The following is a 20,406-nucleotide window of genomic DNA, read 5'->3' on the forward strand; positions in this document are numbered from 1 at the left end:
ATAATATGTCATTTTGGGATAAAGTCAAAAAAATTATGAGCGGCGAAGAGGAAGAATCTCCGTCCGAAAAAAAAGATACAGAAATTACTGCTGGAGGGTCTACGGTCTACCGTTATGAAGATCAATCTGATGATAAGGATCCAAAAAACCTATTTCCGGAGGTACAATGTGTTTATCTGGATGAAATCGAGGAGCATTTGACCAAATATATTGCCGAACCCGATATGGTGTTCCATGAAATTATCTCCGAACTTGTTCATATCGATGTGCATTGGATTAAACCAAGTGCAAACTATCCATTCCATATATTGGTTACTTCAGGCATGAGTGATTTGGCTATGCATGTTCCAGATGAAGTGGAAAACAAAGAGTCTTATGAACGGGCGGAGCTGATGGTCGTGTTGCCCGCAGATTGGAAGATCGGAGAAGAGGAATTTCAGGATGACAACAATTATTGGCCGGTCTACTTTTTGAAAAGATTAGCGCGGTTTCCACATGAGTACAAAACCTGGTTGGGATATGGGCATACCATTCCCAATGGGATGGAAGCCGAGGATATTGCAAATACAGGTTTCGGTTGTATGTTGCTGCTTCCACCTATGCTAAGTTTTGATGAGGAATTTTTGGAGTTAAAGACCAAAGATGGTAATCTGATCAATTTTTATGCAATGATCCCTGTATATAAAGAAGAGATGGATTACAAACTTGAAGAGGGTACAGATGCACTCTTAGACCTGTTTGATGAGTATGGAATTTCAGAACTGGTCGATATTGACCGTCCCAATGTATGTAGAGATAGATAGTTTATAAAAAAATAAGCAATACTATAGGCTACATTGAAGCTTTTTAGCATTGCTTATTTTTTAGGAAATACTCTTTTCTATAATTGCTATCGTTTTATTGATATCCTCATAACTCACATTAAGGTGCGGTCTAAAACGTATACTTTTCTCTCCACAGCCTAACATAATCAGTTTATTTGCATAGGCATTTTTGATAAATTCATTGCGTGCAGCTTCCGATGTGAAATCCAATGCAACGAATAAACCCTCTCCTCGTAAATTGGACAGCTGCGGTTTTTTCACTAGCAGTTCCTGGAGCTTATCTTGTAGATAGTGCCCTTTTTCTGCTGCATTTTGAACGAGATTTTCTTGTTCTATGACTTCAAGAATTAATTTAAAGCGGAGCATATCCATAAAATCACCACCAAATGTTGAATTGATACGACTGGACTCTTTAAAGACATGATGTTCCACCTGATCAAATTTTTCCTTACTCGCCAGTATACCACATACCTGTGCTTTTTTGCCGAAGGCAATGATATCGGGAATTACGTTGTAATGTTGGTAAGCCCACATTTTCCCCGTAATGCCCAATCCGGTCTGTACTTCGTCAAAAATCAATAGGATCTGATTTTCATCACAGATTTGACGAAGCTGTACGAAAAATTCCTTTCGAAAATGGTTGTCGCCACCTTCGCCCTGTATCGGTTCAATAATGATACAGGCGATATCGTTGGGGTTGGCGGCAAGGGCTTGGCGTATTTCTGAGACAGCCTTTTCCTCCAAAGTAATGGTCTGCTCAATATGTTCGCTTGTTAAGGGGTAGCTCAACTTCGGATTGGTAATGCGTGGCCAGTTGAACTTTGGAAAATAAAGGTATTTTCTGGGGTCTTGTGTATTTGTTAAGGACAGGGTATAACCGGATCTGCCATGAAAAGCCTGTTTAAAGTGAATGACCTGGCTGGCTTCCTTTTGTATTCCCTGTGCAAAATTAAGCCTTGTTTTCCAGTCAAAGGCAGCTTTTAAAGCATTTTCCACGGCGAGTGTTCCGCCTGATATGAAAAAGGCATAGGAGAGTTCTTTCGGTATGGCTACGCGGTCAAAAGTGTCGACAAAATCAGCAAACTCTTTTGGGTAAATATCAGACATGGCTGGCTTATTGACGGCCATTTTGCCTAAGAAGTCACGTTGTTCGACCAAATGTGGATGATTGTAACCCACGGCCATAGAAGCAAACATACTGAACATATCGAGGTATTCATCCCCATTTTCATCCACGACATAAGAACCATGGGATTTTTCCATATCCATAACCAAAGGAAATCCATCGGCCAATATATGTTTGCTTAATCTTTCATGTACGTTGCTCATAATTTTGTGTGTAAATGGTTTATAAATCAAATTTGATACCTTGTGCCAAAGGTAGGTCAGTCGTATAATTGATGGTATTTGTCTGACGGCGCATATAGGCTTTCCAGGCATCTGACCCAGATTCCCGACCTCCGCCAGTCTCCTTTTCGCCTCCAAAAGCACCTCCGATTTCGGCTCCTGATGTGCCGATATTGACGTTGGCGATACCGCAATCAGAGCCAGCAGCACTCAGAAATAGCTCGGCTTCCCTTAGGTTGTTCGTCATGACGGCAGAAGACAATCCCTGTGCGACGCTGTTTTGTAGGTCTATGGCCGCACTGATATCTCCCTTGTATTTGATTAAGTAAAGAATAGGGGCAAAGGTCTCATGCTGTACGATTTCATAATGATTTTCGACTTCGGCAATAACAGGCTGTACATAACAGCCACTTTCATAGCCCTTGCCTTCAAGTACCTTTCCCTTGATCAGCATTTTTCCCCCCTGTGTTTTAATTTTGTCCAGTGCGTTTAAGTATGATTTTACGGCGGCTTTGTCAATCAATGGTCCTACATGATTTTTCGTGTCCAAAGGGTCACCAATTTTTAACTGACCATAAGCTTTGGTCAGTTGTTTTTTGACATTGTCATAAATGTGCTCATGGATAATAAGTCTTCGGGTGCTTGTACAGCGTTGTCCGGCTGTACCTACGGCACCAAATACAGCACCGATGATGGTCATTTTTAAGTCTGCGTCTGGAGTAACGATGATTGCATTGTTTCCACCGAGTTCCAAAAGTGTTTTACCGAGGCGTTGTGCTACGGCGACGGCGACTTCTTTTCCCATGCGCGTGGATCCTGTTGCAGAAATCAAAGCGATGCGGTTGTCTGCCGAAAGCCACTCGCCAACTTCTCTGTCGCCCATGACGAGGTTGGATATTCCCTCGGGCAGCCCGTTGCTGTGTAGGATTTCTGCAAGTAATTTTTGGCAAGCTATGGCACATAGCGGTGTTTTTTCGCTGGGTTTCCAGACGACAGTGTTGCCGCAGACCAGTGCGAGGGCGGTGTTCCATGCCCATACCGCCACCGGAAAGTTAAATGCTGTAATAATACCTACAACGCCCAAAGGATGATATTGGTCGTACATGCGGTGCCCGGGGCGTTCCGAATGGATGGTGTTACCATACAGTTGGCGAGATAGGCCTAACGCGAAGTCGCAGATATCGATCATCTCTTGCACTTCCCCCATGCCTTCTTGGTAAGATTTACCCATTTCATAGGAAACTAATTTTCCGAGAATGGGTTTAAGTTCACGGAGCTTGTCACCCAATTGGCGAACGATATCTCCTCTTTTTGGGGCAGGTAGTAGGCGCCATTGTAAAAAAGCATCTCCGGCTTGCTTAATGACCGCTTCGTAGTCCTGACGATTGCTGCCTTTTATTTTTGCGATGAGCTTTCCATCGACAGGTGAAAAGGATTCGAATTCTTTACCCTCGGAAAACCATTGTTGTCCAGTTGATGATCCTAAATTCTGAGAAGATATTCCAAGTGTTTTAAGCGCTGCTTGTATCATAATGGTTTATTTTATTCGTGGATTAGTTTAAATATATGAAATAAATTTTTTAATGACAAGTTTGTGCTGAATATTGTTCAGTGGAAAATAATCGTTATCTTAGATAAGCTAATGTAGACTATATCATGATCAAACAAATTAATATCGATTATTACCAGGTGGACGATTTATTGTCCGAAGAACATAAACTGATACGGCAGTCTGTCCGTGATTTTGTGAACACAGAGATTAAGCCTTTCATTGAAGACGCGGCGCAGGAGCACCGTGCTATTGCGGGATTGATGCCTAAATTGGGAGCAATTGGAGCTTTAGGGCCTTATATTCCTGCTGAATATGGCGGGGCGGGATTGGATCAGATTTCCTATGGCTTGATTATGCAGGAATTGGAAGCCGGTGATTCGGCAATTCGTTCGGCGGCATCGGTGCAATCCTCTTTGGTGATGTTTCCGATTTATACCTATGGTAGCGAGGAGCAGCGTCGTAAATATTTGCCGCGGTTAGCATCGGGCGAGTTGGTCGGTTCTTTTGGGCTTACTGAGCCTAATCATGGATCTGATCCGGGGGGAATGGAAACGAAATTGACGGCAAAAGGAGATGGTTTTTTATTGAATGGAGCCAAAATGTGGATTACAAATTCGCCTGTCTGCGATATTGCTGTCGTTTGGGCACGAGATGAGGCCGGAAAGGTGCGGGGAGTAATTGTTGAACGTGGAATGGCTGGTTTTGAAACGCCAGAGACCCTGCATAAATGGTCTTTGCGCGCTTCCAAAACAGGGGAATTGGTTTTTCATGATGTTTATATCCCTGCGGAAAATGTGCTTCCTGCTGTAAATTCAATGCGTGGACCGCTTTCCTGTTTGAATTCGGCCCGCTATGGAATTTCATGGGGAGTGATCGGAGCAGCAATAGACTGTTATGAAACTGCGGTTCAATACGCTTTGGAGCGACATCAGTTTGATAAACCAATTGCTGGTTTTCAATTGCAGCAAAAGAAGCTAGCGGAATTTCTGACGGAAATTACCAAGGCGCAGTTGTTGTCGTGGCGTTTAGGGCAGCTCAAAAATGAGGGACGTGCTACTCCACAGCAAATCTCCATGGCAAAGCGGAACAATGTGAATATGGCGCTGCAGATTGCGCGTGAATCCAGGCAGATCCTTGGCGGAATGGGGATAGTGGGTGATTTTCCTATTATGCGGCATATGATGAACCTAGAGTCTGTAGTTACCTATGAAGGGACACATGATATTCATTTATTAATCACGGGACAAGATATTACGGGGCTGAACGCTTTTTCGTAATGTAAACTTTTGTTGCGGAACGGAGCTTTTAGGCTTATGTATCCTATGCTAGTCCGAGTGTTTGTTGTTTTTTGGTTATTCTTTGTTATTTCTAGGGCAGGGGGTCGGATCCAGTTCGACTTGTTTTCGGCTGCGGTGCGACTCATGTTTGACTCTGAAAGAGCCTGGACAGGGTTTAGATAGGTCTTAGGTTCGCCCTGTGAGCAAGGTGTGTCTATCGTGAGCGGGTTCTGTCTCCATGTCGGGGTCGGACGGAACACGGACTCAACACGGACAAAACACGGAGTCAGTGCAAATCTTCCCCGAACATGGCACGAAGCCTGTGGAGAGCGGAACAGGAGGTTCCCCCAGATCCTGCGCGGCAGCCGGAGGCCTACCTCCGAGCAGACCCCTAGTTACCCTCTCGATAAAAATAATTCTGAACTTCTTATTCTTTAGTTTAGCTTTTGTTTATACTTAGCTTAGCATTAAGTTAGGTTTTGATTAGCTTATACCTATACTATACCTAAACTAACCCTAACTAAACCCTAAACTAACCCTAAGTAAACAGGTAAGAAAGTATAGCTATAAAAGGAGGTATTCCTGCCTTACCAATATCTGCTCGTCCATCTGCTTGGCCTTGTACCCCGGTCCCGGCTGCTTATGTTTGCCCCTGCCGCCGGTGCTGAAATCCCTCCGTTAAACCTCGGGGGAGCCCATTTCACGGAGCCGCGTGCTTCCCTGTCCCCATTTCGGGTGCAGGATCAGCTGTTTTTCGCCTCCCTCTGCAGCTTCCGCCGCTAAAATGAAAAAGAATCTCGCACCGTTACAGGTAGTTAGGGGCAAAATGAAATAAATAAGAACAAAAGGCTTGGAAGTTTGTTGGTAAACTCCCTATCTTTGCACCACTCCGCAAGGGAGGGACGGTTGCTTTGAAAGAAGGAACCCTGAAAAAAGAAGGGTTTAAGAGAAGCCTGGCAGGATCAAAAATCCCGCCCGGTTTAATTTTAAACGCGGAAATCGAAAAAAGGGAAAAGAAAAAAAACTTGAAAAAGTTTTTGGAAGTTCAGAAAAGATTTCTACCTTTGCAGTCCCAACGGAAACGAAGGGAAAAACAAAAAAGATAAAGAGGGGCGCAATGCCCATCGGAATATAGCGGATACGGAAGTTGAAGCGACAAAGTTCTTTAAGAAAACACAATCATGTAAGCGTGACGAGTAGACAAACGAAAGTCATGAACAAATTCAAGTAATTCGTTCAATTCGATCCAAGATCAGAGATATAAAAAAAGAATTCTGATTATTATAAATAGTTGGAATCAAAAACTTCATTTTACAATGGAGAGTTTGATCCTGGCTCAGGATGAACGCTAGCGGCAGGCCTAATACATGCAAGTCGGACGGGATCCATCGGAGAGCTTGCTCGAGGATGGTGAGAGTGGCGCACGGGTGCGTAACGCGTGAGCAACCTACCTCTATCAGGGGGATAGCCTCTCGAAAGAGAGATTAACACCGCATAACATCTCTGACCGGCATCGGTTAGCTATTAAATATTTATAGGATAGAGATGGGCTCGCGTGACATTAGCTAGTTGGTAGGGTAACGGCTTACCAAGGCGACGATGTCTAGGGGCTCTGAGAGGAGAATCCCCCACACTGGTACTGAGACACGGACCAGACTCCTACGGGAGGCAGCAGTAAGGAATATTGGTCAATGGGCGGAAGCCTGAACCAGCCATGCCGCGTGCAGGATGACTGCCCTATGGGTTGTAAACTGCTTTTGTCCAGGAATAAACCTAGATACGTGTATCTAGCTGAATGTACTGGAAGAATAAGGATCGGCTAACTCCGTGCCAGCAGCCGCGGTAATACGGAGGATCCGAGCGTTATCCGGATTTATTGGGTTTAAAGGGTGCGTAGGCGGCCTATTAAGTCAGGGGTGAAATACGGTGGCTCAACCATCGCAGTGCCTTTGATACTGATGGGCTTGAATCCATTTGAAGTGGGCGGAATAAGACAAGTAGCGGTGAAATGCATAGATATGTCTTAGAACTCCGATTGCGAAGGCAGCTCACTAAGCTGGTATTGACGCTGATGCACGAAAGCGTGGGGATCGAACAGGATTAGATACCCTGGTAGTCCACGCCCTAAACGATGATAACTCGATGTTGGCGATAGACAGCCAGCGTCCCAGCGAAAGCGTTAAGTTATCCACCTGGGGAGTACGCCCGCAAGGGTGAAACTCAAAGGAATTGACGGGGGCCCGCACAAGCGGAGGAGCATGTGGTTTAATTCGATGATACGCGAGGAACCTTACCCGGGCTTGAAAGTTAGTGAAGAGTGCAGAGACGCACTCGTCCTTCGGGACACGAAACTAGGTGCTGCATGGCTGTCGTCAGCTCGTGCCGTGAGGTGTTGGGTTAAGTCCCGCAACGAGCGCAACCCCTATGTTTAGTTGCCAGCATGTAATGGTGGGGACTCTAAACAGACTGCCTGTGCAAACAGAGAGGAAGGTGGGGACGACGTCAAGTCATCATGGCCCTTACGTCCGGGGCTACACACGTGCTACAATGGATGGTACAGCGGGCAGCTACATAGCAATATGATGCTAATCTCTAAAAGCCATTCACAGTTCGGATTGGGGTCTGCAACTCGACCCCATGAAGTTGGATTCGCTAGTAATCGCGTATCAGCAATGACGCGGTGAATACGTTCCCGGGCCTTGTACACACCGCCCGTCAAGCCATGAAAGTTGGGGGTACCTAAAGCATGTTACCGAAAGGAGCGTGTTAGGGTAAAACCGATAATTGGGGCTAAGTCGTAACAAGGTAGCCGTACCGGAAGGTGCGGCTGGAATACCTCCTTTCTAGAGTATCGAAGATCGGTGCTCGTCACGTTACATATGATTGCAGGAAGAAAAAACATCAGAAGAAAGTGCCCGCCCCTAAGGGAGCAGGACCGAGAGAAAGAGATGAACAAGATAAGCTAGTCCCGTAGCTCAGTTGGTTAGAGCACTACACTGATAATGTAGGGGTCAGCAGTTCAAATCTGCTCGGGACTACGAAAACGAATGGGGAATTAGCTCAGCTGGCTAGAGCACCTGCCTTGCACGCAGGGGGTCAACGGTTCGAATCCGTTATTCTCCACATCTCCGGTGAAGTATATAAAGATATACTTCAGGATACCGGAAAAAGAGTTCTTTGACATATTGAAAGAGAAAAAAAATTACAAGAGAAGACAACAGTATAGAGACAATACGTGTATGTGTCTGAAGTAAGGGAGAGACCCTCGGTGAATGCCGGACGATCCCGAACCTAGCATATGTGTATATATATCAAAAGCAGCCGCATAGTAGCAAAAGGCTATGCCGGTGAAGAAAGTAAATAAGGGCACACGGGGGATGCCTAGGCTCTCAGAGGCGAAGAAGGACGTGATAAGCTGCGATAAGCTTTGGGGATTGGCAAATGCGACTTGATCCAGAGATTTCCGAATGGGGCAACCTGACTATTTGAAGAATAGTCGTATAAAACGCGAACGCGCTGAACTGAAACATCTAAGTAGGCGTAGGAGAAGAAAATAACAATGATTTCCCAAGTAGTGGCGAGCGAACGGGAAAGAGCCCAAACCGATCATGTTACGGCATGGTCGGGGTTGTAGGACCACGACATTGTACAGCGCTATGAACTGGAAGCAGGTGGGAAACTGCGCAATAAGGGTGAGAGCCCCGTACAGGTAAAGAATGTTGACATAGTGGTATCCTGAGTACCGCGGGACCGGAGAAATCCTGTGGGAATCCACCAGCACCATCTGGTAAGGCTAAATACTCCTGAGAGACCGATAGTGAACCAGTACCGTGAGGGAAAGGTGAAAAGAACCCCGAACAGGGGAGTGAAAAGAACCTGAAACCGTGTGCTTACAAGCGGTTGGAGCAGGCAGGTCCTGTGACAGCGTGCCTTTTGCATAATGAGCCTACGAGTTACTCTTGTCTGGCAAGGTTAAGTCCTTCAGGGACGCAGCCGAAGCGAAAGCGAGTCTTAATAGGGCGCATAGTCAGATGAGGTAGACGCGAAACCTTGTGATCTACCCTTGGGCAGGTTGAAGTTGCAGTAACATGTAATGGAGGACCGAACCGATAAACGTTGAAAAGTTTCCGGATGACCTGAGGGTAGGGGTGAAAGGCCAATCAAACTGGGAAATAGCTCGTACTCCCCGAAATGTTTTTAGGAACAGCGTCGGCGTAGAGTTTGATAGAGGTAGAGCTACCGATTGGGTGCGGGGGAGTCAAATCCTACCAAATCCAGACGAACTCCGAATGCTATCAAATATAGCCGGCAGTGAGGCTTTGGGTGCTAAGGTCCAAGGCCGAGAGGGAAAGAACCCAGACCATCAGCTAAGGTCCCCAAATTCGTTCTAAGTTGAACTAACGAGGTCCGGTTGCCCAGACAGCTAGGATGTTGGCTTGGAAGCAGCCATTCATTTAAAGAGTGCGTAACAGCTCACTAGTCGAGCGGCCGGGCGTGGATAATAAACGGGCATCAAGAACGGTACCGAAGCTATGGATTTGCATTGAAAGATATGCATCTGGTAGGGGAGCATTCCATCGCCGGGGAAGCAGTTTGGCAATGAACTGTGGAGGTTATGGAAAAGCAAATGTAGGCATAAGTAACGATAAGGCGGGTGAGAAACCCGCCCACCGAAAGACCAAGGTTTCCTGATCAACGTTAATCGGATCAGGGTCAGTCGGGACCTAAGGCGCACCCGAAGGGGGCAAGCCGATGGACAACTGGTTAATATTCCAGTACTCTTCATAACTGCGATGTGGTGACGGAGTAGTGACACTGCCGCGAACTGACGGAATAGTTCGTTGAAAGGCGTAGGTATAGGGACGGTAGGCAAATCCGCCGACCCTGCTGAAACCCAATAGTACAGCAAAGCTCCGGTGGCGCTGATAGAGCAGGTAAACAGACTTCCAAGAAAACCCGCTAAGCTTCAGGTTATGAAGACCCGTACCGCAAACCGACACAGGTGGTCGAGGAGAGAATCCTAAGGTGCTCGAGTGAGTCATGGCTAAGGAACTCGGCAAAATGGCCCTGTAACTTCGGGAGAAGGGGCGCTGTCTCGTAAGAGCAGCCGCAGTGAAAAGGCCCAGGCGACTGTTTAACAAAAACATATGGCTTTGCAAAATCGCAAGATGAAGTATAAGGCCTGACACCTGCCCGGTGCTGGAAGGTTAAGAGGGGATGTCATCGCAAGAGAAGCATTGAATCGAAGCCCCAGTAAACGGCGGCCGTAACTATAACGGTCCTAAGGTAGCGAAATTCCTTGTCGGGTAAGTTCCGACCTGCACGAATGGTGTAACGATCTGGGCGCTGTCTCAGCCATGAGCTCGGTGAAATTGTGGTATCGGTGAAGACGCCGATTACCCGCAACGGGACGGAAAGACCCCATGCACCTTCACTATAGCTTAACATTGAGATTGGGTACAGGATGTGTAGGATAGGCGGGAGATGTTGAAGTGGCTTCGCCAGGAGTCATGGAATCAACCTTGAAATACCGCCCTTTCTGTATTCGGTTTCTAACTCGGCAATGCCGAGGACATTGTTTGGTGGGTAGTTTGACTGGGGTGGTCGCCTCCAAAAAGGTAACGGAGGCTTTCAAAGGTAAGCTCAGTACGCTTGGTAACCGTACGTGGAGTGCAATGGCATAAGCTTGCTTGACTGTGAGACCGACAAGTCGAACAGGGTCGAAAGACGGACATAGTGATCCGGTGGTTCTGTATGGAAGGGCCATCGCTCAAAGGATAAAAGGTACGCTGGGGATAACAGGCTGATCTCCCCCAAGAGCTCATATCGACGGGGAGGTTTGGCACCTCGATGTCGGCTCGTCACATCCTGGGGCTGGAGAAGGTCCCAAGGGTTGGGCTGTTCGCCCATTAAAGTGGCACGCGAGCTGGGTTCAGAACGTCGCGAGACAGTTCGGTCCCTATCTGTTGTGGGCGTTGGAAGTTTGAGTGGATCTGACCTTAGTACGAGAGGACCGGGTTGGACAGACCTCTGGTGAACCTGTTATGCCGCCAGGTGTACGGCAGGGTAGCTACGTCTGGAATAGATAAGCGCTGAAAGCATCTAAGTGCGAAACTAGCCACGAGATGAGACTTCCTTATAGGGTCGTAGAAGATGACTACGTTGATAGGCCATAGGTGTAAAGGTTGAGAGACCAAAGCCAAGTGGTACTAATAGCCCGAAGCTTTCTCAAGCAGACAGACACTGTTGTCTTCCTCTTTAATTTTTAAGAAACAAACAGGAAACGAACCTCTTTCAATACATATGTCATTTGGCATGAAGAATATCATAGATCATCCAATAAAGATTTTTAGGTGCCTATATCGGCGGTGTCTACCTCTTCCCATTCCGAACAGAGCAGTCAAGCCCGCCAGAGCCGATGGTATTGCCGTAACAGGTGGGAGAGTAGGTCGGTGCCTTTTTTTACACGGAAGCCCTTGCTGGAAACAGTCAAGGGCTTCTTTCGTTTAAGTACTTCCGTATTTCCATGTACAGGCTATGGCATATCCTCCGCCTATCGGTTATCGCAGCACAGGACCATCGGTGAGCCCGGCCCATCGGTAGCTGTTCCGCAAACGGTAGCAGTCCTGCAACCACAACTGTCACTGTTCTCAGTGGTATGGAGCATCCTTGTAGCCGAGGGGAATTGTAATCCAGTGGACAGCACTCATACAGCCTTCACTGACCGTGTCAAACCTTATTGCTTTTCACCAGTGTCCTATAACCACATATCGGTAAGTACTGCAAGGGCTACTCGTAATTATTGGGGGATATCCTGTCCTGCTACTATCCTTGTCAAGCTATATTGTTTTTCATCTGTATCGTATTGCTGTATATCAATTGGCCTTGCAGTAGCTACTTTTAATAAGCAGTTGTATATGCTGTCCGACTGTTGGGAAGTATTCAGGTAATGGTTACAGATATAGCTCTCAGTATTACATGCTATACAGCTATTCTACTCTATTATTAAGCTTTATTGGCAAATGTCATTAACCACATAACTTGATCTTCTTATTTACACATCCCGATCAGGAACGTAATATAACATTATACCTGCAGCTATACCTTTGTGTATTTACAATTGTATAACGATAGCAAATGCAGCTCGATATTCCCTGCTAGAGTAAACGGCTGTGATGACTGTTATCCCCATCAAGGATTTCATTATTGAAAACTTTGTGGCTAGTGAATATCGATTGAAAAACAACGAAGATAAAAAATTAGGCAATCGTTTGTGTAGATTAAGCAAACGATTGCTTTCAAGTTTCATTTTTTATTTAGAAAAAAGTGTTATATTATTGTTATAGAGATTAAGTTCTTACATGAGAACCAAATATAAATCCAATCCAAAAGGATTTTTCTATTGACTGTTTAGTTTGTTTTAAAATAGGTGATTTTTTAGAGGGACCAATTGGTCCCTTTAAATTTATATGAACTTTAAATTATGGATTCTAGAAGAGATTTTCTAAAAAAGGCCGGAATATTGTCATCACTGGCTGTTTCACTTCCTACTTTGGTCAATGCCAATACGGCAGCAGGGTCGTTTAATATGTGTGGCTATGCAGCTCCAAAAATTGATAAAGTCAGAGTAGCAGTGATTGGACTGGGCATGCGCGGTCCTGGTGCTGTTGAACGGTTGTCCTTTATTGAGGGATGCGAAATTGTCGCACTTTGCGACAAACATCCGGATCGGGTTGAGCGCGCAACAAAAATCGTTACATCGAAAGGTCTAACAGCTCCGAAAGCGTATTCAGGTGAAGATGGTTGGAAATCCCTGTTGAAAGAAGAGAAACTCGATCTGGTCTATATTTGTACGCCTTGGGATTATCATACTCCGATGAGTATTGCCGCGATGAAAGCGGGTAATCATGTGGCTTGTGAAGTGCCGATCGCTTTGACGATCAAAGATTGTTGGGAGGTCGTGAAGACATCTGAAGCGACTAAAAAGCATTGTATGATGCTGGAAAATTGCTGTTATGATTTCTTCGAAATGCTGACATTGAATATGGTGCGCCAAGGCTTGTTTGGCGAACTCGTTCATGCCGAGGGTGCTTATATTCACGATTTGCTGGATCTTAATTTTGCAAAGAATGGCTATGATAACATGTGGCGCCTGAGAGAAAATATAAAATTAAATGGAAATCTATATCCTACTCATGGTCTTGGGCCTGTGGCACAATGCTTAAATATCAATAGAGGGGATAAGATGGATCATCTTGTGGCAATGTCTTCCAATGATTTTATGATGGGAGAAAAAGCAAAAGAGCTAGCGGCCAAGGATTCTTTTTTTCAGGAATTTGTCGGAAAGAAATACCGTGGTAATATGAATACAACGCTTATCCGCACCGCAAAAGGAAAAACGATTATGCTGCAGCATGATGTTACTTCTCCTAGACCTTACTCTAGGCTGCATACACTGAGCGGTACGAAAGGATTTGCGCAAAAGTACCCTACGGAGAATATTGCTTTTGGCCATGAATTCATTACAGAACAGAAATTAAAAGAACTGTACGATAAATACACACCAGAATTGGTAAAATATATTGGTGAGCAGGCAAAACAGGTTGGTGGACACGGTGGGATGGATTTTATGATGGACTGGCGTCTGATAGACTGTTTGCGCAACGGATTACCTTTGGACCAGGATGTCTATGATGCTGCTTCATGGAGCTGTATCGTGCCATTGAGTTTTGAATCTGTAGAAAAGAACTGTAAAACAGTTGATGTACCGGATTTCACAAAGGGTGCATGGAAAAATAATACGCCGGTAGAAATCACGTTAAAAGGCGGTGGAAATACGCCTATTCGTGCTAGATCAGCGAAAAAAGAAAATATACAACTGGGCGTATAGCCCTCTTATATAAAATGACTTATTGAAGGGGAACTTTTTATTGTTCCCCTTTTATGTTTATCTTTAATTATGTTATTCAATCTGACTCTAATTACCTGTTTATCGTTATTTTCCACCAAGGATACACTTTCCTGTTGTGTTGGGGAAAATATACCTACGCGCGCAGGTCTGATAAAATCCCAAATTGCGCAGTTAAAAAGTAAGACTACGGACAAGATGATATTAGTCGAAGGGGGCAAATTTTTGATGGGAAGTTCGAATTTTGAAGATAGTAAGCCTTTACATCAGGTGCAACTGAACTCATTTTATATGGACGAACATGAGGTCACAAATGCACAGTTTGCGCAGTTTGTAAAGGAGACAGGTTATGTAACTGTTGCTGAGCGGGAACTGGATCCGAAAGATTTTCCAGGGGTGGACCCCAAAATGTTAGTTCCGGGATCGGCTGTATTTTCCAAACCTAAAGAACTCAATTCATTAAACAATTATCTGATGTGGTGGGAGTATGTCCCTGGTGCAAACTGGCAACATCCCGAGGGACCGAATAGCTCGATAAAGGATAAAATGAATCATCCGGTTGTTCAGGTTGCCTATGAAGATGCTGCAGCTTACGCGAAATGGGCAGGTAAACGATTACCTACAGAAGCGGAGTGGGAATATGCGGCTAGAGGACGTAAAGATGCAAACGATGACTTGTATTATTGGGGCAAGGACTTGAAGCCTAATGGTAAATGGACCGCCAATATTTACCAGGGAAAATTTCCTGTACAAGATTCAAAGGAGGATGGCTTTGAGGGGACTGCGCCTGTAAAATCATTTCAGGCAAATGCGTTGGGACTGTACGATATGGAAGGGAATGTGTGGGAATGGTGTGCTGATTTTTATAGACCCGATTATTATCAGCATAGTACAACTGCTAACCCCAAAGGACCACAAGATTCTTATGATCCGCAGGAACCAAATCTTGAAAAACGCGTTCAGCGGGGAGGGTCATTTCTTTGCAATGATCAATATTGCGAAAGGTATAAAGCCGGAAGCAGAGGAAAAGGGGAGGTTAACAGTCCGACAAATAATGTTGGCTTCCGCTGTGTAAAAGATATAAAATAGAAAAGGCTTGCATTTGCAAGCCTTTTCTATTTTATTGATATGTCTTATTGTGCATTCAAAAACATTGATTTTTGATTGTACAATTCTCTGAAATAAGGATCCTGAAGATCTTTGATAAAGCGAATTGCTTCACCAGTTGATTTCATCTCAGGGCCTAATTGCTTGTCTACTTCAGGGAATTTATTGAAAGAGAATACAGGTTCTTTAATCGCGTATCCTTTCAGTTTACGTTCTATTGTAAAGTCTTTCAATTTATTAACACCCAACATAACCTTAGTTGCAATATTGATGTAAGGAACATCATAAGCTTTAGCGATGAAAGGAACCGTACGTGATGCGCGTGGATTAGCCTCGATAACATATACATTTTCACCTTTTACAGCAAACTGAATGTTTAATAGACCTCTTACGTTCAATGCTTTTGCTAGTTTAACGGAATATTCTTCCATTTTATCCTGAACAGCTTGTGATAGGCCAAATGGAGGCAATACAGCTGAAGAGTCTCCTGAGTGGATACCGGCAGGTTCAATATGTTCCATCATACCAATGATGTGTACATCTTCACCATCACAGATTGAATCTGATTCAGCTTCTTCTGCACGATCCAGGAAGTGGTCGATCAGGATATGGTTTCCAGGAAGGTTTTTCAACAAGTTGACAACAGCTTTTTCTAGATCTTCATCGTTGATAACAATGCTCATGCCTTGTCCACCCAATACGTAAGAAGGACGAACCAATACTGGATATCCAACTTCGTTTGCAACTTGTAATGCTTCTTCTGCTGAAGTTGCCACACCGTATCTTGGATATGGAATTTCCAATTCTTTCAGTAGATCGGAGAAACGGCCACGGTCTTCTGCCAAGTCCATATTCTCAAATGAAGTACCGATGATTTTTACGCCAAGTTGCTCTAGACGCTCAGCCATTTTAAGGGCTGTTTGTCCACCCAACTGAACGATAACACCTTCTGGTTTTTCTAATTCGATGATCTCACGTACATGCTCCCAGAATACGGGCTCGAAGTATAATTTGTCAGCCATATTGAAGTCTGTCGATACAGTCTCCGGGTTACAGTTAACCATAATCGCTTCGTAACCACATTCTTTAGCCGCCAATAAACCGTGTACACAGGAGTAATCGAACTCGATACCCTGACCGATACGGTTAGGACCTGAGCCTAAAACGATGATTTTCTTTCTATCTGAAGAGATTGATTCGTTTTCTTCTTCGAAAGTTGAATAGTAGTATGGTGTTTGTGCAGGGAATTCTGCAGCACAAGTATCTACCATTTTGTAAACACGGTTGATACCTAGCTCCTTACGACGATCGTAAACTTGATCCTCTGTTACATTTCCTAGTAACCATGCGATTTGTACATCTGAATAACCTTTTTGCTTTAAGGTCATGAAGAAATCGCGTGGAATATTATTCAATTGATAACGACGTAATTCTTGCTCAAGGTGTACCAACTCTTGGATCTGTACTAAGAACCATTTGTCGATACGTGTTGCCTTACGGATAGATTCCAAAGGAACACCTAATTCGAAAGCATCTTTGATATGGAATAAACGGTCACCACTTGGATGTTCCAAACTGTCCATGATCTCGTCAAGGTTTCTCCATTGACGACCGTCAGCACCTAAACCAGCGCGGCCAGTCTCCAATGATTGACAAGCTTTCTGTAAAGCTTCGATAAATGTACGGCCGATTGCCATTACTTCACCTACTGCTTTCATCTGTAGACCTAATTCCTTGTTTGCTCCTTTGAATTTATCGAAGTTGAAACGAGGGATCTTAACGATCACATAGTCTAATGTTGGTTCAAAATATGCGGATGTTGTCTTTGTGATCTGATTTTGCAATTCATCCAAGTTGTAACCAATCGCCAATTTAGCAGCAATCTTCGCAATTGGATAACCCGTTGCTTTCGATGCTAAAGCCGAAGAGCGTGATACACGTGGATTGATTTCGATGGCAATAATTTCTTCGTTTTCTGGGTTTACAGAGAACTGAACGTTACAACCACCTGCAAATGTACCAATTGAACGCATCATCAGAATAGCCTGATTACGCATGTCTTGATAACATTTGTCTGACAATGTCATGCCCGGTGCAACAGTGATTGAGTCTCCAGTGTGGATACCCATTGGATCGAAGTTTTCAATGGTACAGATGATGATAACATTGTCGTTGGTATCACGAAGTAATTCCAACTCAAATTCTTTCCAGCCCAATACCGCTTGCTCTACCAAAACTTCGTGTGTTGGTGAAGCATGTAAACCTCTATTTAAGGCTGCGTCAAAATCTTCTTTTCTGTGAACAAATCCACCTCCTGTACCTGCAAGAGTATAAGATGGACGTATAACAAGCGGATAGCCAATTTCTTGTGCCGCTTCTTTACCTTCAAGGAATGAGTTTGCAATTTTGGATGTTGCAACGCCCACACCGATATCAACCATTAATTGACGGAATTCTTCACGGTTTTCAGTTTTTTCAATGGCAGCAACATCAACACCGATAACTTTTACGTTGTATTTTTCCCAAAGACCTAGGTTAGAAGCTTCGATACATAAGTTCAAAGCAGTCTGGCCACCCATGGTAGGAAGTACAGCGTCAATGTTGTGTTTTTGCAAAATTTCTTCAATACTTTCGCATGTTAATGGAAGTAAGTAGACATTGTCTGCAACAACTTTGTCCGTCATGATTGTTGCAGGGTTTGAGTTGATGATGGATACTTCAATACCTTCTTCTTTCAATGAAAGAGATGCTTGAGATCCAGAATAATCAAATTCACAAGCTTGACCGATAACGATGGGACCTGATCCGATGATTAAAACCGACTTAATGGAAGTGTTTCTTGGCATTATATCTAGTTCAAAAAATTAAATTTCCTATTGTAAATCTGAGCAAAGACAATCAAAAGTAGCTCATGGGGAAGGGTCATTCCGACTGCTTTGTCGGAGTGCAAAGTTACATTTTAAATTTTGAAAATTAACTATTTATTTTAAGAATATTTCAAAAAAAAATGTAGTTTTTTAGAAAAGTGGTCCTGAAAAAACAAAAACGAGTTGGAAAACATAAGCAGTATGTTTTCCAACTCGTAGGCAATAATGGGGCTGATTTGTTTAATAAACGATGATTTCGTCCGTAAACAAGTAGCCTTTTTTTGGATTGCTGGCTTTGATTTTTATATAACGGGCCTGTTGGGCTTTGTCAAGTTTGAGTTCAAACCTTTTGAAAGTCAACTTGGATTCTTTATCGGATATGTCATTTTTGATTGTTCCTACAGATCTGAAGGTACGGCCATTATCCGAAAGCAGGACTTCCATTTCTCCTGGCATATAAACGCCGGGGCCGATCATCTGCATAAAATTCATGGCTACTTGGTGTATTTCCTCCCTGCGTTCCATATCCACGACAACATCAATCGGACTGGTGAATCCTTGCCATTGACCATCGTGATAGGAAAGACCGCCCATGATTCCGTTTGTTAAGGTAGAATCTTTTTGTGCTGGATATCCCGACCATGCTGTGTTGTACGTTACTTTTTTTCCAATAGCACGATGAATGTCAATATCAAAGGATAGGGTTGGACCGATTTTGATAGAATCTAGAAAATAAGCGGCATTGATATGACCTGTTGAGCTGAGTTCAAATGGTCCAGTATATGGTGTAGACAAGATTGTAGGCTCACTGCTATCAATGGTATATCGGATCTGATCTGTTTTTAGTTGCTCCGTTGTCAGCGTAATTTTATTGTTGTTTTTAGCAGCATTGTATGTTGCTGTATAAGCGACATTAAAGGAAGGACGATAATAATTGACGTTTAGATCTTGTAGTAGCTTATAATGTGATTGTAGTCTTCGCTGAAAGTCTGTCCAGCTTTTCCCATCTTTATTTGTCCAATTGACTTCCGCCAATGCCAGTGCACGTGGGAACACCATATATTCGAGGTGTTCGGTGGTAGGTACATATTCTGTCCATATATTCGCTTGTGCTCCGAGGATATGCTTGGCTTTGTCCCCTTGTATCGCAGCTGGAATAGGATCATACGAATAAACTTTATCTAATGTCAGGTAACCCCCGATGGCCTCAGGCTGTGTCCGTGGGTCTGTCTGATAAGAATCAAAATAGAGGTGTGAACCTGGAGTCATGATGACATCATGGCCTGCATTTGCGGCCTTTATGCCGCCGTCTTCACCGCGCCAGCTCATGACGGTAGCTCCTTCTGTGAGCCCCCCTTGAAGGATTTCGTCCCAACCGATCAGCTTTCTACCCTTGGATTGCAGGTATAGATCCATTTGTTTGATAGCATAACTCTGCAGTTCGTCAACAGATTTTAATCCTTCTTTTTGCATGAGCGCCTGATCTTTTGGGCAGGTTTCCCAATGCTTCTTCTCAGCTTCATCACCGCCGATATGAATGTACTGGGAAGGGAATATCGTGAGGACTTCATCCAAAACATTTTTTAGAAATTCAAAGGTTTTTTCATTGCCGATACAGAATTCTCCCTGACTATAGGGCTTTCCGGAGCAAGAGAGTTCGGGATATACGGCCAATACTTCTTCCGAATGTCCGGGCATTTCTATCTCAGGAATTACATTGATTCCTTTACGGGCTGCATAGTCGACCAATTCGCGTGCTTCTTCCTGGGTATAGAATCCACCGCTGGCATTTGGCTTACCTTTTTCTACATACTGACGACCATTGTTCCACCAATCTTTCCAGCCCGTATGTGTACGCCAGGCCGCCTTTTGTGTTAACTCCGGATATTTCTTAATCTCCAATCGCCATCCCGCTCCGTCGGTTAAATGCCAATGAAAATTGTTGAATTTGTAGATGGCCATGATGTCGATATACTTTTTGACAAAAGATAGTGGCATAAAATGGCGCGATACATCCAGGTGTAAGCCACGGTAGGCAAATCGTGGCTCATCGACTATAGTCGCATAGGCTATTTTACTTGGATCAGCTTGTAGATAGCCCAATTGAACCAGTGTGTAAATCCCATTGATAACCTGGGGTACATTCCAGGCTCTGAGTAGCAGGCCTTTTTCATCGATTTGGATGGAATAGGCGTTCTTGCTAAGGTTATCTGCATCGACTGCTTTAATAATGCGAAAGCCTTCTTTTGGGCCTTTTTTATTTTTCTTGAGTACTTCGACAGCTAGGCTTTTGATAGCTGGGTGTTCAGTAAGCAGTTGTGTCGCCTCCTGAAATTCATCTGAAACAACAACCTGAAGATGTGTAGGGATAGCGTATGTTCCCGTAGCCAATGTGATTTTCGAAGGTTTGGGTATAATGTCAAAGTTGGTTTGGGCATGTGCAGTAAAGATGGTTGCAGCCCCAAGTAACAACATGGATAAAGATCGGCTCAGTCGCATAGTTTTGTTATTAGATTAATGATAA

General features: G+C 44.2%; 8 protein-coding genes, 2 tRNA genes and 3 rRNA genes. 9 read left to right on the forward strand and 4 right to left on the reverse strand.

Annotation, left to right across the window (positions count from 1 at the left end; genetic code table 11):
- Window positions 1-35 precede the first annotated feature (35 nt).
- Window positions 36-803, forward strand: a complete 768-nt coding sequence (locus tag CBM24_RS02810; protein ID WP_198386028.1) for a suppressor of fused domain protein — start codon at window positions 36-38, stop codon at window positions 801-803.
- A 60-nt stretch (window positions 804-863) separates the two neighbouring features.
- On the opposite strand, the gene lat is transcribed toward CBM24_RS02810, so the two are convergent.
- Together lat and CBM24_RS02820 are read right to left on the reverse strand one after the other, a co-directional pair.
- Window positions 864-2,153 (reverse strand): L-lysine 6-transaminase, encoded by a 1,290-nt coding sequence (gene lat / locus CBM24_RS02815; protein WP_088160136.1) that lies wholly within the window; start codon window positions 2,151-2,153, stop codon window positions 864-866.
- Between the two features lie 19 nt (window positions 2,154-2,172).
- Window positions 2,173-3,702 (reverse strand): aldehyde dehydrogenase family protein, encoded by a 1,530-nt coding sequence (locus CBM24_RS02820; protein WP_088160137.1) that lies wholly within the window; start codon window positions 3,700-3,702, stop codon window positions 2,173-2,175.
- A 125-nt stretch (window positions 3,703-3,827) separates the two neighbouring features.
- Here CBM24_RS02820 and CBM24_RS02825 point away from each other — a divergent pair, with 125 nt between their 5' ends.
- From CBM24_RS02825 to CBM24_RS02865, 8 genes are all read left to right on the forward strand, one after another.
- Complete coding sequence (locus CBM24_RS02825) at window positions 3,828-5,000, forward strand: acyl-CoA dehydrogenase family protein (RefSeq protein WP_088160138.1); 1,173 nt, start codon at window positions 3,828-3,830, stop codon at window positions 4,998-5,000.
- Window positions 5,001-6,313: 1,313 nt separating this feature from the next.
- Window positions 6,314-7,843, forward strand: a 16S ribosomal RNA gene (locus CBM24_RS02835).
- 121 nt (window positions 7,844-7,964) lie between these two features.
- A tRNA-Ile gene (locus CBM24_RS02840) sits at window positions 7,965-8,038 on the forward strand.
- Window positions 8,039-8,049: 11 nt separating this feature from the next.
- Window positions 8,050-8,123 (forward strand) — tRNA-Ala (locus CBM24_RS02845).
- Window positions 8,124-8,350: 227 nt separating this feature from the next.
- Window positions 8,351-11,232, forward strand: a 23S ribosomal RNA gene (locus tag CBM24_RS02850).
- A 117-nt stretch (window positions 11,233-11,349) separates the two neighbouring features.
- A 5S ribosomal RNA gene (rrf, locus tag CBM24_RS02855) occupies window positions 11,350-11,461 on the forward strand.
- The 16S, 23S and 5S rRNA genes sit together here with 2 tRNA genes alongside, the layout of an rRNA operon.
- 1,022 nt (window positions 11,462-12,483) lie before the next feature.
- On the forward strand, window positions 12,484-13,890 hold the full coding sequence (locus CBM24_RS02860) for a Gfo/Idh/MocA family protein (protein WP_232475667.1): 1,407 nt from the start codon (window positions 12,484-12,486) through the stop codon (window positions 13,888-13,890).
- 216 nt (window positions 13,891-14,106) lie between these two features.
- Window positions 14,107-14,997, forward strand: a complete 891-nt coding sequence (locus tag CBM24_RS02865) for a formylglycine-generating enzyme family protein (RefSeq protein WP_232475668.1) — start codon at window positions 14,107-14,109, stop codon at window positions 14,995-14,997.
- A 44-nt stretch (window positions 14,998-15,041) separates the two neighbouring features.
- Here CBM24_RS02865 and carB read toward each other — a convergent pair whose 3' ends face one another.
- Both carB and CBM24_RS02875 read right to left on the reverse strand, forming a co-directional pair.
- Complete coding sequence (carB, locus tag CBM24_RS02870) at window positions 15,042-17,861, reverse strand: carbamoyl-phosphate synthase large subunit (protein ID WP_088160142.1); 2,820 nt, start codon at window positions 17,859-17,861, stop codon at window positions 15,042-15,044.
- A 261-nt stretch (window positions 17,862-18,122) separates the two neighbouring features.
- Entirely contained in the window at window positions 18,123-20,357 is a 2,235-nt protein-coding gene (locus CBM24_RS02875; protein ID WP_232475669.1) for a beta-N-acetylhexosaminidase, read from the reverse strand.
- Window positions 20,358-20,406 lie beyond the last annotated feature (49 nt).

Origin of the sequence: Sphingobacterium sp. G1-14, from assembly GCF_002196555.1 — a bacterium.
GTDB classification, from domain to species: domain Bacteria; phylum Bacteroidota; class Bacteroidia; order Sphingobacteriales; family Sphingobacteriaceae; genus Sphingobacterium; species Sphingobacterium siyangense.